This is a genomic window from Streptomyces jumonjinensis (genome assembly GCF_009600885.1).
Lineage (GTDB): Bacteria > Actinomycetota > Actinomycetes > Streptomycetales > Streptomycetaceae > Streptomyces > Streptomyces jumonjinensis.
The window spans coordinates 24,732-42,603 of record NZ_VCLA01000190.1 but is presented as its reverse complement, the minus strand read 5'-3'; the positions used below and the strand labels follow the sequence as shown (position 1 = coordinate 42,603).

General features: G+C 71.2%; 17 protein-coding genes. 10 read left to right on the top strand and 7 right to left on the bottom strand.

The window, feature by feature from the left end:
* The first annotated feature begins 930 nt into the window (after positions 1–930).
* Positions 931–1,569, top strand: coding sequence for a hypothetical protein (locus FF041_RS29780; RefSeq protein ID WP_153525671.1), 639 nt, complete (start codon positions 931–933; stop codon positions 1,567–1,569).
* Between the two features lie 115 nt (positions 1,570–1,684).
* Here the strand turns inward: FF041_RS29780 and FF041_RS29775 are convergent, their stop codons facing one another.
* The gene (locus FF041_RS29775) at positions 1,685–2,128 is read right to left on the bottom strand and encodes a hypothetical protein (protein ID WP_153525670.1); all 444 of its coding nucleotides are present in this window, start codon (positions 2,126–2,128) and stop codon (positions 1,685–1,687) included.
* 587 nt (positions 2,129–2,715) lie between these two features.
* On the opposite strand from FF041_RS29775, the gene FF041_RS29770 reads away from it, so the two are divergent.
* From FF041_RS29770 to FF041_RS29760, 3 genes are all read left to right on the top strand, one after another.
* Positions 2,716–3,213, top strand: coding sequence for a hypothetical protein (locus FF041_RS29770; protein ID WP_153525669.1), 498 nt, complete (start codon positions 2,716–2,718; stop codon positions 3,211–3,213).
* A 341-nt stretch (positions 3,214–3,554) separates the two neighbouring features.
* Entirely contained in the window at positions 3,555–4,793 is a 1,239-nt protein-coding gene (locus tag FF041_RS29765) for an alpha/beta hydrolase family protein (RefSeq protein WP_323393093.1), read from the top strand.
* A gap of 325 nt (positions 4,794–5,118) precedes the next feature.
* On the top strand, positions 5,119–6,471 hold the full coding sequence (locus FF041_RS29760; protein WP_194292224.1) for an MFS transporter: 1,353 nt from the start codon (positions 5,119–5,121) through the stop codon (positions 6,469–6,471).
* 296 nt (positions 6,472–6,767) lie between these two features.
* On the opposite strand, the gene FF041_RS29755 is transcribed toward FF041_RS29760, so the two are convergent.
* The gene (locus FF041_RS29755) at positions 6,768–7,238 is read right to left on the bottom strand and encodes a MarR family winged helix-turn-helix transcriptional regulator (protein ID WP_153525667.1); all 471 of its coding nucleotides are present in this window, start codon (positions 7,236–7,238) and stop codon (positions 6,768–6,770) included.
* A gap of 436 nt (positions 7,239–7,674) precedes the next feature.
* Here FF041_RS29755 and FF041_RS29750 point away from each other — a divergent pair, with 436 nt between their 5' ends.
* From FF041_RS29750 to FF041_RS29740, 3 genes are all read left to right on the top strand, one after another.
* Positions 7,675–9,114: a WGR domain-containing protein gene (locus tag FF041_RS29750; protein WP_153525666.1), complete on the top strand. Its 1,440-nt coding sequence runs from the start codon at positions 7,675–7,677 to the stop codon at positions 9,112–9,114.
* A 430-nt stretch (positions 9,115–9,544) separates the two neighbouring features.
* Positions 9,545–9,709, top strand: a complete 165-nt coding sequence (locus tag FF041_RS29745; protein ID WP_153525665.1) for a hypothetical protein — start codon at positions 9,545–9,547, stop codon at positions 9,707–9,709.
* Between the two features lie 37 nt (positions 9,710–9,746).
* A complete protein-coding gene (locus tag FF041_RS29740) occupies positions 9,747–10,004 on the top strand; it encodes a hypothetical protein (RefSeq protein ID WP_153525664.1) in 258 nt (85 codons plus the stop codon).
* Positions 10,005–10,215: 211 nt separating this feature from the next.
* Here the strand turns inward: FF041_RS29740 and FF041_RS40615 are convergent, their stop codons facing one another.
* Positions 10,216–10,422, bottom strand: a complete 207-nt coding sequence (locus FF041_RS40615) for a LuxR C-terminal-related transcriptional regulator (protein ID WP_194292223.1) — start codon at positions 10,420–10,422, stop codon at positions 10,216–10,218.
* Between the two features lie 146 nt (positions 10,423–10,568).
* Positions 10,569–11,591, bottom strand: coding sequence for a helix-turn-helix domain-containing protein (locus FF041_RS29730; RefSeq protein ID WP_194292222.1), 1,023 nt, complete (start codon positions 11,589–11,591; stop codon positions 10,569–10,571).
* An 822-nt stretch (positions 11,592–12,413) separates the two neighbouring features.
* Between FF041_RS29730 and FF041_RS29725 the strand changes: the two genes are divergently transcribed.
* Positions 12,414–12,827: a CU044_2847 family protein gene (locus tag FF041_RS29725; protein WP_194292221.1), complete on the top strand. Its 414-nt coding sequence runs from the start codon at positions 12,414–12,416 to the stop codon at positions 12,825–12,827.
* 215 nt (positions 12,828–13,042) lie between these two features.
* Entirely contained in the window at positions 13,043–13,519 is a 477-nt protein-coding gene (locus FF041_RS29720) for a F0F1 ATP synthase subunit B family protein (RefSeq protein WP_153525661.1), read from the top strand.
* Between the two features lie 9 nt (positions 13,520–13,528).
* Here the strand turns inward: FF041_RS29720 and FF041_RS29715 are convergent, their stop codons facing one another.
* The 3 genes from FF041_RS29715 to FF041_RS29705 all read right to left on the bottom strand — a co-directional run bounded on the left by FF041_RS29715 (position 13,529) and on the right by FF041_RS29705 (position 16,564).
* Positions 13,529–14,434 carry an NAD(P)-dependent oxidoreductase gene (locus tag FF041_RS29715; RefSeq protein WP_153525660.1) on the bottom strand — a complete coding sequence of 302 codons (906 nt, stop codon included), beginning with the start codon at positions 14,432–14,434 and terminating at the stop codon, positions 13,529–13,531.
* 355 nt (positions 14,435–14,789) lie between these two features.
* Positions 14,790–15,557 carry a dienelactone hydrolase family protein gene (locus FF041_RS29710; RefSeq protein WP_153525659.1) on the bottom strand — a complete coding sequence of 256 codons (768 nt, stop codon included), beginning with the start codon at positions 15,555–15,557 and terminating at the stop codon, positions 14,790–14,792.
* A gap of 221 nt (positions 15,558–15,778) precedes the next feature.
* Positions 15,779–16,564, bottom strand: coding sequence for a heparin lyase I family protein (locus FF041_RS29705; RefSeq protein ID WP_153525658.1), 786 nt, complete (start codon positions 16,562–16,564; stop codon positions 15,779–15,781).
* A 382-nt stretch (positions 16,565–16,946) separates the two neighbouring features.
* On the opposite strand from FF041_RS29705, the gene FF041_RS29700 reads away from it, so the two are divergent.
* On the top strand, positions 16,947–17,872 hold a 926-nt coding region (locus FF041_RS29700), incomplete at its 3' end, for a cation diffusion facilitator family transporter (protein ID WP_153525693.1).

The window sequence follows — 17,872 nt, the reverse complement described above, 5'->3', positions numbered from 1 at the left end:
CCCAACGACTGTGGAATGTACCTCCAGTACGCGGGTCCCGTTAAGGTGACCAACGCCAAGGACAAGTGCCTCGCCTGGGCCGCCCGGGTCGACGCCCCGAACGGGAACTCGTCAGTCGCGGTCTCGAACTGCGACTGACGATCCGAGCCCCGGCGCAGCCCCTTCCGCCTGGCGGCGGGAGCGGCTGCGCCGTCCCATGCGCACGCCAGGCCCTGATCGATGCCGCCCGTTCCACGTCGGAGCGGGTCCCGACCCGCTCCGACGCGTGGACCGGCCGCTTGCCGGCGTAGATGGTGACCACATCGGTCATACGCGGCAGGGACGCCATGAAGCCGAGAGGATCGCGGAGCATGGCGGCTGGATGGCCGAGGAACGGAAGCCGCCCCAGGACCACGGGCGGCGCGGGAAGCGTGGACGGGGCACTCGGCGCCCCGTTCTCCGCTGCCGTGCCGGTCTCGTGTGTGTACGGCCCCCGAGCAGTTGCCCGGCGGGTACCGTGACGGCCGCTGTGACGGGTGAGGCGCGCTCACGTTCGGGCGGATGACCCAATGGGGTGGATTCCTCCTGGCACGCCTTGTGCCGTTCTCCGTGCCGGGTTCACGGTGACATGGACACGATTGCCGCACCGCTCACGGTATGGGCCGTACGGGTGACGACGTACCGGTCGCCCGGCGCGCGGGCCCGATGCCGCGGACGCGCATGCGTGAAAGCGCGCCTGCTGTTCTCGCACGGTGACGGCCGGAGGGAGAACCTGTCATGCCCCCACGGCTCTTCGGCCGTTCCCACCACCCGCAGCAGGTTCCCGCCCCGGCCAGGGGCCTGGGCCGCCGGCGTCGCGCTGCCGGCGACGGCGGCGGTGACCGGCGCGTACCCCGCCCACGCGGTCCCGGGCGTGGACACCACGGTGCCATCTGACGAACCGTCACCCGCATGGATCGTGCCCGAACGGGCCGCCGCAGAGAATCCGTACGGAACACCCTGGAGCAGCACATGTCACTGACTCGGTTCCCGCTCGCGGTGGGATTCGCCCTCGCGAGCCTGCTGACCACCGTGCCCGCGCCCGCGCCCGCACATGCGGCCGTGCCCGGCGCGGACCTGAACTGTCCGGCCACCTCGGCCGTCCTCACCTTCACCCCGCCGCTCAGCGCCGTCCCCCAGAATGTGACCATCGCCATCTCCGCCGGAACGGCCGGCCTCTGCCTCGACACCAGCTCCGCCACCACGAAGATCGTCTCCGGAACGTTCACCGGAACCCTCAACGCCACCGCACTCAGCTGCCTCAATCCCACCGCACAGACCACAGGAACCGCGCGCTTCTCCTGGAATCTCACCCCCAGCGGCACCGCCACCACCACCGTCACCGGGCTCAGCGTCGCCGCGAACGTCAACGGCGAGACTCTGATGACCGGCCAGGCCACCGCCGGCGACCGGCTGGTCGGCGACACGTTCACCTTCGTCGGCGATGTCAGCAACTCCAACCTGAGCGACCTCTGTCTGCTCACCCTCCTCGGCGGTCCCCCCGTCACCACCGCGACCATGCGCGGCGCCGGCTCCTTCACCCGCCTGTAACTCACCCCCACAGCGACATCACGCCGGGCAGCGGCGGCCAGGCTGCACCGTGTGAGCAGAACAACCGCCAGGCAGCTCGTCAGAGCCGGGCCTTGGCAGAATTGTCCACATGGCCTCACTTCTCCATGTCGACCGGGTGCTCGGCGACCGCCCTTTCGCCGAAATAGGCGAACCCGCCCTGGCTGTCGCCGACGACCGGCGCGGAGTGCTCGCCGTGGCGGGCACTCACACCCACCACTTCGCCGGCGGTGCGCCGGTCGGCGTGTACGGCACCGGTGATCTGGTCTGCCGTACGCTGCTCCGTTCGCGGCACCGGGTCCACGCGATGGCCTTCCACCCCACGCTTCCGCTGCTCGCGATCGGTACCGGACAATACGACGGCGGTTATTTCTTCGAGGGCGAACTGCTGCTGCTCGACCTGGAGACGGGCGACGCCGTCTCGGCTATCGAGCACGGGCTCGGCCGCTGGATACTGGATCTGGAGTGGCAGGGCGAGACCGATCTGCGACTGTTGATGGCCCCGCCCGACGACGGGGAGGACGAGGGGGCGCACACCCACGGGCACACCGCCGTGGTGAGCCTGCCCGACTGGACCGCCGTGGCCCCGCACTCGCTCACCGACCACGACCTGGTCGGGCCACGGGTGGCGGCCCCCCGCCTGGACGTCGGCCCGCGCGCCCGCCACACGGTCACGGCACTCGCGGCGGACTGGAATCCGCGCCGCCATGTCCGCGCGGTCGAGCCGCTCTCCGACGGCCGGATCCTGGCCTGCGGTGACGGAGTGCGGCTGGAGTGCTGGTCGCCGTCGGGAGAACGGGAGTGGGCGGTCTGCGACGGGGTGAGCGGACACGAGATCGTGGTCGCCGAGGACGAGCGATCGGCCTGGGTCGCATCGGTGCACCAGGACGAGCGGTTCCGGTCCGGGTACTCCGTCACCCGGCTCTCACTGGCGGACGGGGCGCGGCTGGACCAGTTCGTCCCCTCCCGGCCCGTCTCGCTGGTGCGCTGCGCGGACGGCACCCCGGCCCTCACGCCCCGCGGATCGAACGGCTCCCGTAGCTCTCTCACGGTCCGGCGCGGACGCCGGCTCTACTTCGAGGCCATGGTCGGGACGCGTCGTGAACGGCTCCGTGAAGAGGGGGAGCGGTGGGTGGCCGCCGTGGAGGTCGCTCCGTCCGGGACGCGGCGGCCGGCCGGCCGGGCCGGGCCGGGCCGGGCCGGGCGGGGACGCGGCGGCTCTTCCCGTACTCCCCGGTTCCCGGGGAGGTCTGCTTCGGCGGCCCCGGCGTGGAGTCGGCGGACGGCTCGCTGGTCCACGCCGGGAGCGTGTACGACGGCCGGGGCCTCCAGCCCGGCGGCTCGTTCGTCGTCCGGCGGTCGCTGTCCGACGGAGTGCCCGACTGGGTGTTCCGCGCGGATCGGTACGCCACCGCGCTGGATACCGCCGCTGACGCCGTCTACGTCGCCTACGACAGCGGCGAGATCGTCGTCCTCGGTCTGGGCGACGGCGCCGTACGCGGGCGGCAGCACCTCACCGTCGGCGCGGTGTCCGCCGTGCCGACCGCGCTCACCGTCGCCGGGCCGGGCCGACTGGTGATCGGCACCGGCGACGGGCGCGTCCTGCTCTGCTCGATCGGCCGGTAGAGCACTTCCGCGCGAGGCGCTCACGATCGCAGAGGTGGGCGGATGAAGGAGACGGCCAAGCCCACACGGGGTACCAGCGGCGCTCCGTCGTCCGCTCGTACGATTCCCCAACTGCCCTGATTGCAGGGTTGCTTATGGCCCGTCTCCCCACTTGCGCGACCGGGAGGGCCAGCTACGATTGATCATATGATTAAAGGATTTAACTAGTTACTCGCCGAGGTCGGGAGCAACTCTTCCCGTGAACGTCCCCGACACCGAGTCCCCGACGCCGAGCCCCTGACACCGAGTCCCCGACGCCGCAGCGCCCGACACCGCCGCAGAACCCGCAGAGGGAGAAGATCGTGTCCGCACCCGCGACACCAGGGCCGAATCCGCTCTTTCCCGGCCCTCACTGGACCTCGCATCGGTTCATCCCCGGCGAGGTCATGGACGACCAGCTCAAGCATCAGCTCAGCATGATGACCTTCGGCATGTCCGACCTCGGCGAGTGCCTGGAGGCCGCCCGCGCCATCCGCGACGACGACGAGGAGAGCTGGATCTCGGCGTGGAGCGAACGGGCCCGATCACTTCAGCAGCGCGCCGAATCCGCCGAGAGGCACGGCCGCCGGGTCTCGGCGGGCGACGCCTATCTGCGCGCCGCGACCTATTGGCGCGCCTCGCTGCTGCACTTCAGCAGATCGGACGACCTGCGCACCCGGACCAACGCCATCAGCGCCTACGACTGCTACGACCGCTATCTCGCACTCTCCGGCTATCCCGGGGAGTCGGTGCGGATCCCGTACGAGGACAGCTTCCTGCCGTCGTACCTCTACCGCAGCCCCGAGGCCGGACGCGAGGCGCCGCTGCTGATCTTCTTCCAGGGCCGGGACGCCTGGCCGGAGGACACCCGCTGGCTCTACGACGGCGCCATCCGGCGCGGCTACCACTGCCTCGCCGTCCATGGCCCCGGCCAGGGACTCGCCCTGCGGCTCAATGAACTCCCGTTCCGCCACGACTGGGAGAAGGTCGTCACCCCGGTCGTGGACGCGGCGGTCGCCCTGGAGGGTGTGGCCCCGGACAGGATCGGGCTGATGGGGCTGAGCTTCGGCGGCTATCTCGCCCCGCGTGCCGCGGCCTTCGAGCAGCGGCTCAAGGTGTGCGTGGCCAACCCGGGCGTGCTGCACTGGGGGGAATCCGTCCGCGCGGGGCTTCCCGAGTCCCTCGGCGACGCTCTGGCGGAGGGGCCCGAGGTCTTCAACGCCGCCGCCTCGGCCGTGACCGCGCGGTCGCCGCTGGCGGAGTGGTTTCTGCGGGACTCGTCCTGGAAGCACGGGGTGTCGACTCCGTACGACCTCTTCCAGGAGTTCGACGCCTGCGACCTCACCGGCATCGCGGGCCGGATCAGCTGCGAGACCCTGGTGATGGACGGCGCGGAGGAACGATTCTCCGCCGGGCAGGCACGCCGACTGTACGACGCTCTCGACTGCCCCAAGGAGTTCATGGTCTTCGACGGGGCGAGCACGGCCCAGTTGCACTGCCAGAACGGCGGCACGGCCACCGCGGCCGAGTTCACCTTCGACTGGCTGGACGGCCGGCTCTAGGTCGTGTCTTCAAAGTCCCGTCTGCCTGGCGGGGTCTGGCACGCACGCTCGCCGCGTTGTCGTCAGTCGCCGATGGCCCCCTGGGCCTGGCGGCCCGGGAGGTGCCCCCACCGCATGGACTCCTTCCTCCGCCTTGCGATCGCACGCACCAGACCCCGCCAGGCCCGCCCTCCGGGCGGACGACGCTACTGTGAAGACACTCCCTAGGGCGGCGCTCCTGATGGATCCTGCCGGGCTCGCATGCTCGGGCGCGGCAGACAGACGGGACTTTGACGACCCGACCCGACCCGACCCGCCCCGCCCCAGAGCCCGGAGGCAATCCGTCATGCGTGATCACCACGGGCTCGGGCTGCGGGACACCCTCCGCAGCGGAGGATGGGCCATCTGCCTGCTGGCCGTTCCTCTGGTGATGATGGAGCAGCTGAGCCGCGAGGCGACCAGCACCCTCGCCCCGGACATCCGGACCGCCTTCGGCGTCTCCGACGCCGCGTTCGTCGCCACCGCCGGGTTCACCGGTGTGGCGCTGACCCTCGGCGGGCTGCCGATGGCCTGGCTGGCCGTCCGGGTGAACCGGAAGTACCTGGTGGTCGCCTCGGCGGCGGTCGGGACGCTGTCCCTCATCGGGGCGGGACTGGCGCAGAGCGTCTGGCAGCTCTTCGCCGCGTACGCCCTCACCGGCTTCGCCGCGGCCTACTCCAACCCCGTCTTCGGCTCCCTGATCTCCGACGCCTACCCCGCCGAGGGCTGCGGCCGGGTCTTCGCGCTGCATGCCACGGCCACTCCGATCGGGCAGGCGATCGGGCCCGCGCTCGCCGGGTCGGCCGCGGCGCTCGCGGGCGGTGGGGAAGCCTGGCGCTGGGCGTACCTCGGTCTCGCGGTGCCCTACGCGCTGCTGGCCGTGGCCGCCGCCGTCTTCCTCAAGGATCCCGGGCACGGGCGGGGTGTTCCGGACCACCGTTCCGGTGAGGCGCCGGTGGGCGTCATCCGGGGATTCCGGCTGATGGCACGGGTACGGACGTTCCTCTTCATCTGCCTGGGGATCGGCGTGCTGGGGCTGGCGCTCTACACCGTGCCGGTGCAGATGTCACTGCTGCTGGGCGAGGAGTACGGGTTCGACGCCTTCGAGCGCGGCCTGGTCTTCTCGCTCGTACAACTGCCGGTGATCGTGGCCATGATCATGGGCGGACGACAGTTCGACCGGCTGTTCCGCTCCGGTCCGGAGCGGACGGTGATCGTCGCCGGGGCGGCGATCCTCGGCTTCGGCGCGGTCACCGCCGGCGGGGTCTGGCTGCGGCCCGCTCCGCTGCTCATCGCCTGCCATCTGCTGGCCTCGGTCTGCGTGGGTATCGCGCTGGTGTCCGTGAGCCCCTTGGTGGCCTCGGTCACCCCGCCCAGGACGCGGGCCCACGCGTTCGCCATTCTGCCGGTGTTCACCCTGCTGACGGGAGGGTTTCTCGGGTCCGTGTCCGCCGGATTCATTTCCGACGCGCACGGGCCCCGGGCGGCGATCTGCGCCGCCGTCGCCGTCTCGGCCTTCGCGGCCGGGTTTCTCTTCCTTCGGGCCCGGATCCATCTGTGCGGTGATATCGCGGCGTCATCCGGGGTGCCGCCGACGTCCGTTCATCCACCGCGGGATCCGGCCGACGACCGTCCCCGTAAGTCAATGGACGTCGGCTGACCCCGGCGGATACGGACCCCGGATACGGACCCCGGATACGGACCCCGGATACGGACCCCGGGTTCGGACGGGAGGGAGGAACAGCGGGTGCCGCACCGGGAGGGACGGGGGGCCCGCCGGTCCCCGGACACACCGCCCCGGAAGCATCCGGCGGCCGTTCGGGAACCGTCCGCGGCGCACCGCGAGCCGGGGCCCGGGAGCCTCCCGGGCCACCGGGCCGCCCGCCGCGACCGGAACAGTCCCGCGTGCGACGGGACGACCCACCGTGGCGGACCCCGGGGCCGGGCCCGGCTCCGTCATCGGCCGGGGCGGTGGGGGCGTGCCCCGAAGTCGCGGAGTGCCTGGGCGTCGAGCGCGGCCTCGATCTCGTCCACCCGCAACGCGCTCAGCGCGCGCACCGCGCCGTCACCCGATTCCCCCAGCACTTTCCTGACCCGCTCCACCAGCAGCTCCTCGGCCCTGTGCAGGGTCTCGACGCCCTGGTCCGTGATGGAGAACAGCACGCCGCGGCCGTCCTCCGCCGACCCGCCGCGCTCGATCAGCCCCATGCGCACCATGCCGTTGGTGAGCGCGGAGACCGCAGGCCGGCTCACCGCCGTGGAACGGGCCAGCTCGTACGCCCGCTGCCCGCCCTTCGCCGCGCTGTTCAGCGCCCGGAACTGGGCCAGTGTCAGCCCCGCCTCCTCGCATGCCTGCTGGGCGATGCGCGCGAGCCGGATCACGGCCCGTATCGAACCGAGCAGTTCGGTGTCCGGAGTCGTCTCCATCACCTCTCCAGGCCCTGTGCCCCTGTCGAGCACGGGTGTCGTCCGACGGCGCCCGGTTCCGGGTTCCGGGGTTCCGGGGTTCCGGGTTCCGCCACAGCACACGCGGCGGGCACGGCGAGCGTCCGCTCGCCGAACTCAACGGCGCAGCCTAGTGCGTACGGCCAACCGGCGTGGGGAGACCGACGGAGCCTGGGCAACGGGCAGGCGGAATACCCGGGTGAAAACGGTGACTTCGCCGGTCTTCTGGACGAGGGCCGTCTCCGGCGGCCGGCTGTTCCGCAACACCCCCTGAGGCGGCCCGCTCATCCCCCTGGGCCCGGGTTCGGCCATGGACGGCCGTCCGGCCGGGCCCGTTGTCAGTGGCAGGGCCTAGCGTTCTTTTCAGCGGATCGGGCGGAGGAACGCCACGGTTCCTGTCCTAGGGAGGGGTGTGTCCATGTCGGGTACGACCACATATCTGGAGCTGTCGCAGGAAGGCGGCGGCGCCCACAAGTTCTACGAGATCACGGTCGAGGGGACCGTGGTCAAGGCCCGGTACGGCCGGATCGGGGCGGAGGGGCAGACACAGGTCAGCAGCTTCCCCACCGAGGAGAAGGCACGGGCCGCGGCAGCGAAGAAGGTCGGCGAGAAGGTCCGCAAGGGATATGCCCCAGCGGTCCGGGGCGGCCGGGCCGCCCGGCCGGTGACCCGTCGCGAGGTGGCCTCGGCGCCCTCGACGGCGCGGGCGGTGGCCCCGGTGCTCTGGCGTTTCCGCACCGGCTCGGCGGCCTTCGGCATCCATGTCGAGGAGGACCGCTGCTGGATGGGCAACCAGGCGGGCGATGTCTACACCCTCAGCCACGGCGGGGAGGTGCTGGCCCGCTACTCCCTGCCGAACGGGGTGAAGTGCCTGGTCGCGGACGATTTCTGGATCTACGCCGGCTGCGATGACGGCACGGTCTACGACCTGTCGTCGAAGCTGCCGTTCAGGGCGTACGGCATCGCGGACTACGTGGACATCTTCTGGCTGGACATCCATGAGGGGGTGCTGCATGTGTCGGACGCCCAGGGCAGGCTGACGGTGATCGACCATGAGGACGAGTACCAGTGGGCGCGTGACTCGGGGGGAAGCAGCGCCTGGATGGTGCGCGCCGACAGCCGGGCGGTGTACCACGGCCACAGCGGGGGCGTCACCGCGTACGCCAGGGACGGGGGGCGGCAGCTGTGGCACACCCCGACTCGCGGTCCGGTGCTGTTCGGCTGGCAGGAGGACGCCTCGGTGTACGCGGGCACCGGCCGCCATCTGGTGCAGCGGCTGTCCAAGGCCACCGGCGCGGTGGAGGCGGAGTACCGGTGTGACGCGGCCGTGTACTCATGCGCGACCACGCCGGGTGGCGCCTATGTCTTCGCCGGTGACTCGGCGTCCTCGGTCTACTGCTTCGACGCGGCGGGCGCCCGGCTGTGGAAGCTGGGCACGGGCGGCGGATCGGCGCTGTCGATGCAGTATCTGGACGAGAAGCTGTACATGGTGACCACGGACGGCTCTCTGGTCTGCGTGGATGCGAGCGAGGCGGCGATCGCCGCCGCCCAGCAGGGCACGGTTCCGGTGGCCCGGGACGTGAAGTCGGCCGAGGCGCTGCCGACCTACACTCCGGCGGCGTCCGCCGCGCAGCTGTCCACCGTGAGCAGGGGGGCCGCGGACGGGATCGTGGTGGAGTGCGTCCAGGAGGGCGGCAGGCTGCGGGTGCATGTGGTCTCGGAGGGCTATGACCCGTCCTGGAAGGTGCAGTTCCCGATGGGCATCCGGGAGGCGGGGGGCCGCTATGCGGTCGATGCGCTGCATGCCTCCTCGGGCGGGTTCTACCGGGTGCGGGGGGAGATACGCCGACTGGTGTGACGCGCGCCTCCGTGCTGTGCGGGCGAGTCGGGACTGTCGCCTTCGCGGAGCCGGGCTTTCAGGGCATGGCTCGGGTGGTCACGAGTCGTGTGACCGCGTGCGCGAATGTCTCCGGCTCCGCGCCGTGGACGTGGGTACCCCTGCGGCACTCCGTCGATGTCGACCGTGTGCGTACCGACCGCCAGGGGGTCGGCCAGGGTTGGCGTGGTCAGCGGCGTGGTCAGGGGATCTCCGCATCCGGAAGGCGTCGACGACACCGACAAGACACCGAGCGGGGACGGAAGTTCACCACCCACCTCATGACGTCCGTCGCATAACGCTCCACCCGGCACGCGACGACGGCGTACCGGGGGCGTCCGCCCGGTACGAGGCCGAACTGCGCCCATGGATCAGGCGGATCCAGCAGTCGGCCCACGCCCAAGGGAAGGCGATGACGCCCCAGACATCGCGCGGCATCGCGTTCCGCAATGGAGTGGTTCGCCTGGCCGGTCACGTTCCGGGCAAGGAACTCCTGATGCGGAGCCAGGTCCGGATGTCGGATTCCTATCCGCTCGACGACTACTCCCGGCATCTGGTGGGGGCCGGGCGCTCCTGAGGTCTTCGCTTCGGGGTGAGGTCATGGCGGGGCCAGGGTGAGACCCGTCGCGGCGATGAAGCCGTCGAGCGGATCGGGGGGCGGGCTCGTACGGCGGTGGGTCCCCCTCTCGGACGGTCCGTCACAGCGGCGCGTCAGCAGCGGTGAGGCCACACTGATCGCCTCATCGCTTCTGGCCCTCACCAGCGGATTTCTGCTGCGCGGCATCGTGGATGACCACGAGCACCTGGACGCCATTGTCCGTGCCTGTTCGGCCCTCGTCCATCTCGTCGACGATGAGACCGCCGCCCGCTGAGGCGCGCGGGGTCGCGGACGCGGCGGCCGGCCGTGGCGGGTACCGGCCGCCAGAGCCTGGCCCGTGGTGAGGGCAGTGCAATCCGGTTGCCGGGAAAGGGAAGCCGCAGATCTTCGCTCACCGGCGCAGCCGACACCGATCCGATCCGGGGGCTCGGGATCTCCTCCCTCACCGGACTGCCGCTGGGAAATGCGGCCACCCTGCGGCACCGCTACTGACCTCTGGGGCAATCCTTCGTCAGATGCAACCAGGCGGTGAGGCACGCCTGGAGCCGGGAGCCCAGAGCAAGCTTTTTCAGGATGCTCGCGACATGGGCCTTCGCCGTACGCTCTGTGATATTGAGAGCGTACGAAAGATCACGGTTCGACGGACCGTTGGGCAACAGAAGGAAGACGTCGTACTCGCGGCGGCTGAGCATGCCGACCCTCTCCAGTGCAACTGCCGAACTGCCCAAAGCGTGTCTGTCGCCTTTGTTCAGGCAGCGCGGGCACACTCGACTGTGGGACAAGTCCATATTCCCCCCCAGAAACCGGACGGCTCAGCCATGAGCTTGCCGACCAGGCTTCAGCAAGTCGTTGACTGTCCTTGCACTGTTGTTGACGGTCCTTCCACACAGCGGCTGTCCACTGCCGCGTGCCGGTACTCGGTCGGACTGGCGCCATAGGTGGCGCGAAAGGCGCGGCTGAAATGGGCGTTGCTGGTGAAGCCCCAGCGGGCGGCGATCATGTGCACAGGGCGGGAACCCAAGCGGGGATCGGCCAGATCACGACGGCATCTCTCCAGGCGTCGTTCCCGGATGTATGCCGCGACGGTCAGGTGTTCTTCGTGGAAGAGCTTGTAGAGGTAGCTGACCGAGATCTGATGGGCGGCTGCGATGGTCTGAGGGGAGAGACGGGCGTCGCCGAGGTGCCGCTCGATGAAGCCCTGGACGCTCAGCATCAGCGCACGTCCGCGTGATTCAGCCGGTACGGACGCCTCGGCGTCCAGTTCGCGGGCCAGCAGGACGGTCAGCACGTCGAGCAGAATGCCGCCCAGCCGAGCGGTGTCGGCCGGGCGGTAGTGATCGGCTTCCCTGCCCAGGCGGATGAGGAAGTCCGAGAACATGGCGCCGATCCCCTCGCGGCCGGACAGACGCTCGCCCACGAGCCGGTTCAGACGGCCAGGGGCCAGGGGGGACAGAACCTTGGGGAGCTCGACATGGAGGAATTCGGCGGAACCCTGGCTTGCGGTCACCGCCGCGCGGTACGGCCGGGAGCTGTCGAACAGAACCATCCCCCCTGCCCCCACCGCGGTGCTCCGGCCGACGTGGTCGAGGGTCAAGCAGCCGTGTAACGGAAGCACCAGATGATAGATCTCGGGATCGGATTTGCGGACGAGCTTCGGGGGTCTCAGCATCTGAAGCGGCCGGAAGGTCAAGGCGCCCAGGGAGTGGGTCCCGAACTCCAGCGTCCGTGCCGACGCCTCGAAGGAGTCGGCGCACTCACTGACCTGATCCGTCGGCATGAACGCTTTGGTGGTCAGCTCCAGCCACCGCTCGAACCGTTCTTGCGCGGGCACGTCCTCGCTGTGGAACAGAGTCTGGAACACGGCCTTCTCCTTCGCCGGGTGTCTGACGGGTGAGGTGGCCAGCCGTACCGTGTCAAAGCCGCTTCCCGTTGCCGGGCGCCTGGGCCGGACCCGGAGTGCTGGGGCGGCGGCCGGACGTGTGAGCGCGGCGTGGCCGGCGGCGTACCGGCACAGGGCGGTGCCGCGGTGCTCGGCTGCCTCGGACCAGTTGTCCCAGTCCGCCCGGAACGCGACAACTCTCTTTCGGGTCAGGGCCGTCGCTGTGTCACGTGTGCCCGCCTGGATGGCCGGTTCGCGTACCGATGTGTGAAGGTGAGGCGCCGCACACGAGCGCACCGGGGCGGAGGACGCCATCGCACCCGGCGGAACGTCCTTCCGGCCACACCCGTAGGGCTACGGCCACCGGCCCGGTCGGCGTGCCACGGCCGATGTCCGGGGCCGCGCCGGCTCCGCACGCCGTCAGGGTGCGCAGGGTCCGCAACCCTGGTGTCGCTGCCCCGGACGGCGTCTGCCGCCGGTCAGCCACAGGGGTCCCCCGTGGCCGCTCCCTCGGGGCTCAGTTTCTTCACGGCGTCCGACATCGCGGACGTCGTCAGGATGGAGCACAGACAGTCCGCCGCCTCGGCGGGGTCGATGGAGGACAGAACGGCCGGCGGACTGGCGGCCGGGGCGCGATGGCGTCGGCGGGCCCGGCCGTCGTCCCGCGGTCCGGCTTACGGGCCGCGGACGCCACGCCCCCTCCACTGCCTCATTCCCGCCGCAATTCTGGTAAGCATGGCGGAACAGCACTTCAGGCGCGTTGAGTTGAGCCCTGCGCCCCCGCGGACAGAGGAGTTCCGGAGTATGCCCGAACTGATCGAGATGCCCCTGGACGAGGGCGGCGCCGTCTGGGTGGAGGTTCCGGACGATCTGCCCGCGATCGAGCGCGTGGGCAGGGGCGATGACGCCCTGCGCTCGACCGCCCGAACGCTGCAGGACGCCCTGTCCCGCATCCGCCCCGCGGTCGACGCGGTCGTGGGCCAGCTGCGCTCCGCGGCTCCGCCGCCGGACGAGGTGAACGTCCAGTTCGGGATCAGGATCACCGCGGAGGCGGGAGCGGTGATCGCCAAGGCGGCTACGGAGGCCAACTTCACCGTCTCGGCCACATGGGTGAGTGAGCGGAGCGTGAGAGGGGGCGGCAGCGGTTCGGCGGGGACGGCCGAAGCGGAAGCACCGCTCACGGCCCCTCCGTCCCCCCGGAGCCCGCGGAACACCTGACCGGGCGGGCCTGACCGGGCGGCCCCGGGCGGGCCTCGGGGATTCTCAGGGGCCTCCGGCAGCAGGCGCGCGGCCTGGAGCGAGGCCGCAAAGCCCAGGGCGATCACCGCATCGGCCGCAGCCGCCGTCCGGACCCCACCCGATCCCCCTTTCGGAGCACCCGGCGCCCCGTGTGCCTCTCGCACTCCGTCCTGGTGAAACGAGTACGGTGGATCATGAACGACAATCTGCTTCCGTTCGACATCGGACCGCTGAACCCGAGTGGCTACGGCCTCATCCTCAGCCTTGTCTGCTTCGCGCTCGTCTTCTTCCCGCTCTCCCGGTGGCTGCTCCCGCGCGCCGTCCGTATCCAGGAGGAGCGTGCCGAGCGCATCGAAGGCGGCATGGAGCACGCCGAGCGGGTGCGCGCCGAGGCCCGCGCCCTGCGGGAGGAGCGCGAGGCCCTCCTCGCCGCCGCCCGCCATGACGCGGCCCGCACCCGCCAACGGGCCCACGAGGAGGGCACCGCGCTCATCGTGGCCGCCCGGGAGGACGGGCAGCGGGAGCGGGAGCGGATCCTCGCGGCCGGCGCCGCCGCCATCGAGGCCGAACGCACCGTCGCCGTGGCGGCGCTGAGGGCGGACGCGGAGGGATGGGGGCGGGTGCTGGCCGAGCGCATCATCGGAGAACCGCTCACCATCCGCTCCAAGTGACCTCAGCCCCTACGCCGCCCCGTCCCGCATCCCCGCAGCCTTCGCCTCCACCTCGTACAGGGCGACGAAGTCCGCCTCTCCGTAGCCCTGGCCGATCGCGCTCTGCACCAACTGCCGTACCAGCGCGCCCACCGGCATCGGCACTTCCAGTTCCCGTGCCGCGCCCATCCCCAGATCGAAGTCCTTGCGCAGCAGCCGGGTCGTGAACGTCGGCGTGTAGTCGCGGTCCGCCAACGCCCGGCCCTTCGCGCGGACGAACGGCGAGCCGAGCGCCGAGCCGCCGATGAAGTCGAGGAACTCCGCGCGGTCCACTCCGCCCTTCTCCGCCAGCGCCGTGACCTCCACCAGCGCCTGGGTGACCATGCCGACCATCAAGTTGTGACAGATCTTCACCAGCCTGCTCTCCTCGGCGGGTCCCACACGGGTCACCGACGGCGCGATCATCTCCAGATACGGCCGCACCCGCTCATAGACGCCCTGGGGGCCCGACGCGACGATGGAGCCCCCACCCGCGCCCACCACCTGCGGGTTTCCGCTGATCGGGGCTGCCAGAAACGCCACTCCGGATGCCTCCGCCGCGCGCCGTACCTCGGCGGACGCCTCCGCCGAGACCGTGGAGCAGTCCACCATCACCTCCGGCGGCCGCCGGGCGCTCAGCAATCCGTCCGCACCGGTGGTCACCGCGAGCAGATCGGGGTCGGCCGACACCATCACCAGGACGATGTCCGACGCACCCGCCAGCGCGTCGATCGTGGCGACGGCCGTGGCGCCCCGCTCCACCAGCGGTCTGGTCTTCGCCGCCGTACGGTTCCACACGGACACCTCGGCTCCACCGTCCAGCAGCCGCCCGGCCATCGCCGTGCCCATCCGCCCGGTTCCGAGCCAGCCGAGCCGCTCACACTGGGTCGCGCTCATCGTCCGTACCCCTCTCGACCTGCGCCGTACGACGATCACCGATGTACGGCGATTGTGACCGACCGGGTCCTGGCTCCCCGTGCGCCGGGGCCCCGGCGCACGAGTGTCGTCCCGGCGATCACCGGTGTGGGTGCCCCGGGCACACCGGAACGGGAGTTCCCGGGCCATCGGGGACGGTCCGTACCGGTGTGCGGACTCGACGTGCATGGTGTCCCGTCGCGTACTCAATCGCGGCGCGTGGTTGCGTCATGACGGCTCCGGGGGCCCTGGCCGCGCGAACGGGTCGACCAGGGCAATGGCCTGCGTTGTCCCCGTTGTCCCCGTTGTCCTCGTGTGGTGAGTGCTCCGTCGGGTGCTACGCGGCCGGTTGAGCCGTGCTCGCCGTGCCGATGTGGCGCGCGAGGAAGTCGAGCAGCAGCCGCCAGCCCTCCAGGGCGGGCCCGGGGCGGTAGCGCGGCCGGTCCACCGCGAAGAAGGCGTGCCCGGCACCGTCGAGGGTGTGGAACTCGTACTCCTTGCCCTCGGCCGTCAGAGCGGCTGCCAGCTCGGCCGTCTCCTCCGGTGACGGAGTGACGTCCTCTGCCCCGAAGAGTCCGAGCAGCGGGCAGGAGAGATCACCGAGCAGAGGGGTGACCGGGGTGACCGCGAGAGGGAAGTCCTCGGGCGGACGCCGGGCCGCGAACGCGCCGTAGCAGTCGACGGCGGCCTGGAGATCCAGCCGGCAGGCGGCGAGGAGGGACTGCCGCCCGCCGGAGCAGTAGCCGACGGTGGCGACCCGCTGGCCGGAGGAGGTCAGCCCGCGCAGTTCGCGGACCGCGCCCGCGACGTCCCCGACGAGACGCTCGTCGGGGACACCGCCGCGGGCACGGGCGATGGCCGCCGCCTCTTCGGGAGCCGCGCCCGGGGCCTCCCGGCTGTAGAGGTTGGGGCAGAGGGCCGCGTATCCCTCGGCGGCGAATCTGCGCACGATCTCCTTGGTGGCGCGGTCGTAGCCCGGCATGTGGTGGATCACCACCACACCGCCGAGCGGACCGGGCGTCAGGGGGCGTGCCGAGTACGCCTCGATGCGGTCACCGCCGTGGCCGGTGAGGGTGACGGTCTCTGCCAGAAGTGCGTCGTACATGAGTTTCCTCGCCGTACGGGCGGGCGGGCCGGCCCGATCCGCGTCGGTGGCGGCCCGGCCCGGTCCGTGCGGGTGGTGGCCGGACCCGTGTCCGCCGCCCGGTCGGGAGAGAGCTTCCAGGGCGGGAAGGGCGTTGCGCAAGTCGCCCCGCTGGCGGGGGCCCGACCGGGCGACCTCCCAAGGGTCCGGCGGCCCTGGGAACCCGGGGCCGCCGGGAGCGGTTACGGGTGCTGCTTCACGTCGTTGTAGTCGGTGCTGACCCGCAGCTTGTCCATGTCGTGGTTCACCTCGTGCGCGGTCGCGCCGTACAGCCCCCACTTCGGCTGGTTACCGGTGTCCCAGGTGCGGGCCTGCCACACCGTCGAGCCGTTGCTGAAGGTCTGCTTCGTCCCGTTGATCCACAGCTCGATGGTGCCGCTGCCCGCGTCGCTGGAGAGCTCCAGGCCCAGGACGATGTGGTTCCAGTCGTTGGGCAGGATGTCCTTCTGCCAGAGGGTCACCGGGACGGGCGTGGCCGTGGTGCGGTGGATCAGGGTGAGCTTGCCGTCCACCACCTTCAGTACGACGGGCCAGTTCTGGAGACCCTCGGGGTAGGACTTCCACTGGAAGATCGCGTGGTTGTCGACCGTGCTGGAGAGTCTGCTCTCCCAGCCCAGGTAGTACTTGTTCGCCTGGCCCGCCTTGGGAGTGAAGTCGTAGGACACGGCCTTGCCGGTGACGTCGTCCTTGACCTTGATGCCCTTGCTCTCGCAGCGGTCGGAGCCCACCGGCTTGTGGTAGCGCCAGATCTTGCCGCGATCGCCGCTGCTCGGGGCGGTGATGCTGCCCTTGTCCAGGGCGCAGTTGCTGCCGATGTGGCCGAAGACGGCGGTGCCGAGGCCGGTGTCGGGGTCCCCGTTCCAGCCGCCCGTGGGCAGGACCGGCACCGCGTGCGCCTGCCCGGCGAGCAGTGTCATCACGGCGACTCCGGCGGCCAGTGCGCCGACCGCGCCCGTGCGTATGTTCATTGGCCCTCATTTCGGGGGTGGGGCGGCGGGCCGTCCCTTCCGGCACGGCCGTTCGCCCGGGCGTGTACCGGGAAGGGAGAGTACGGACGGATGCCGGAGGTTGCCCGGGCCGCCGATCCCTTCCGGCCCGGTGGGACCTTGCTCCCGTACGGGCCCTGCGGCACGGCACGGCACGGCGCACCGTGCCGACGTACCCCGGGCGGACGCACCACGCTCACCGGCCATCCGGTCCGTCGCGCGTCCGGCAACGGCAGGTGCCGACCTCGATGAACCGCTTCGGCGTCCTGTTGCCTTCATGGAGCATATGCACAGGCATCGCACCTGGTCACAGTGTGTATGACAGCTATAGCCGCAATCGAATCGGTGTGCCACGGTGGGCTCCATGGAGGCGAATCGGCACACCCACGCGCACGATCACCACCACCATCCCAGCAGCGGGCACGGCGGTACGGGGCGCCGGCGCGAGCGCGGGGAGTCCCGCGCGGGCCGGCTGCGGCACCGGCTCGCTCAGCTGGTCACGCCGCACGGTCATGAGGCCGGGGACAAGGTCGACACGGCGATGGAGACCTCGCGGGAGGGCATGCGCACGCTGTGGATCTCCCTGGCCGTGCTGGGGGCGACGACTGCGGTCCAGGCGGTGATCGTCGCCCTGTCGGGGTCGGTGGCGCTGCTCGGCGACACGATCCACAATGCCGCCGACGCGCTGACCGCTGTGCCGCTGGGCATCGCGTTCGTGCTGGGTCGGCGGGCGGCGAACCGCCGCTACACCTACGGTTACGGCCGTGCCGAGGACCTGGCCGGCATCGTCATCACGGCGACCATCGCGGCGTCCGCGGCGCTGGCCGCCTGGATGGCGGTGGACCGGCTGTTCAACCCCCGCGACATCAGCTGCCTGTGGGCGGTGGCCGCCGCCGCGCTGACCGGGTTCGCCGGCAACGAGTGGGTCGCCCGCTACCGTATCCGCACCGGGCGGCGGATCGGGTCGGCGGCCCTGGTCGCCGACGGGCTCCACGCCCGCACCGACGGCTTCACCTCCCTCGCCGTCCTCCTCGGGGCCGGTGGCGCGGCGGTCGGCTGGCGGGCGGCCGACCCGGTGGTCGGCCTGCTGATCACGGTCGCGATTCTGTTCGTCCTCAAGGACGCCGCCCGGGAGGTCTGCCGGCGGCTGATGGACTCGGTCGACCCCGCCCTCGTCGACACCGCCGAACGCGCGCTGCGCACCGTGGAGGGGGTGCGGGATACCGGGCAGGTGCGGATGCGGTGGATCGGGCATACCCTGCGCGCCGAGGCGGACATCGTCGTCGATCC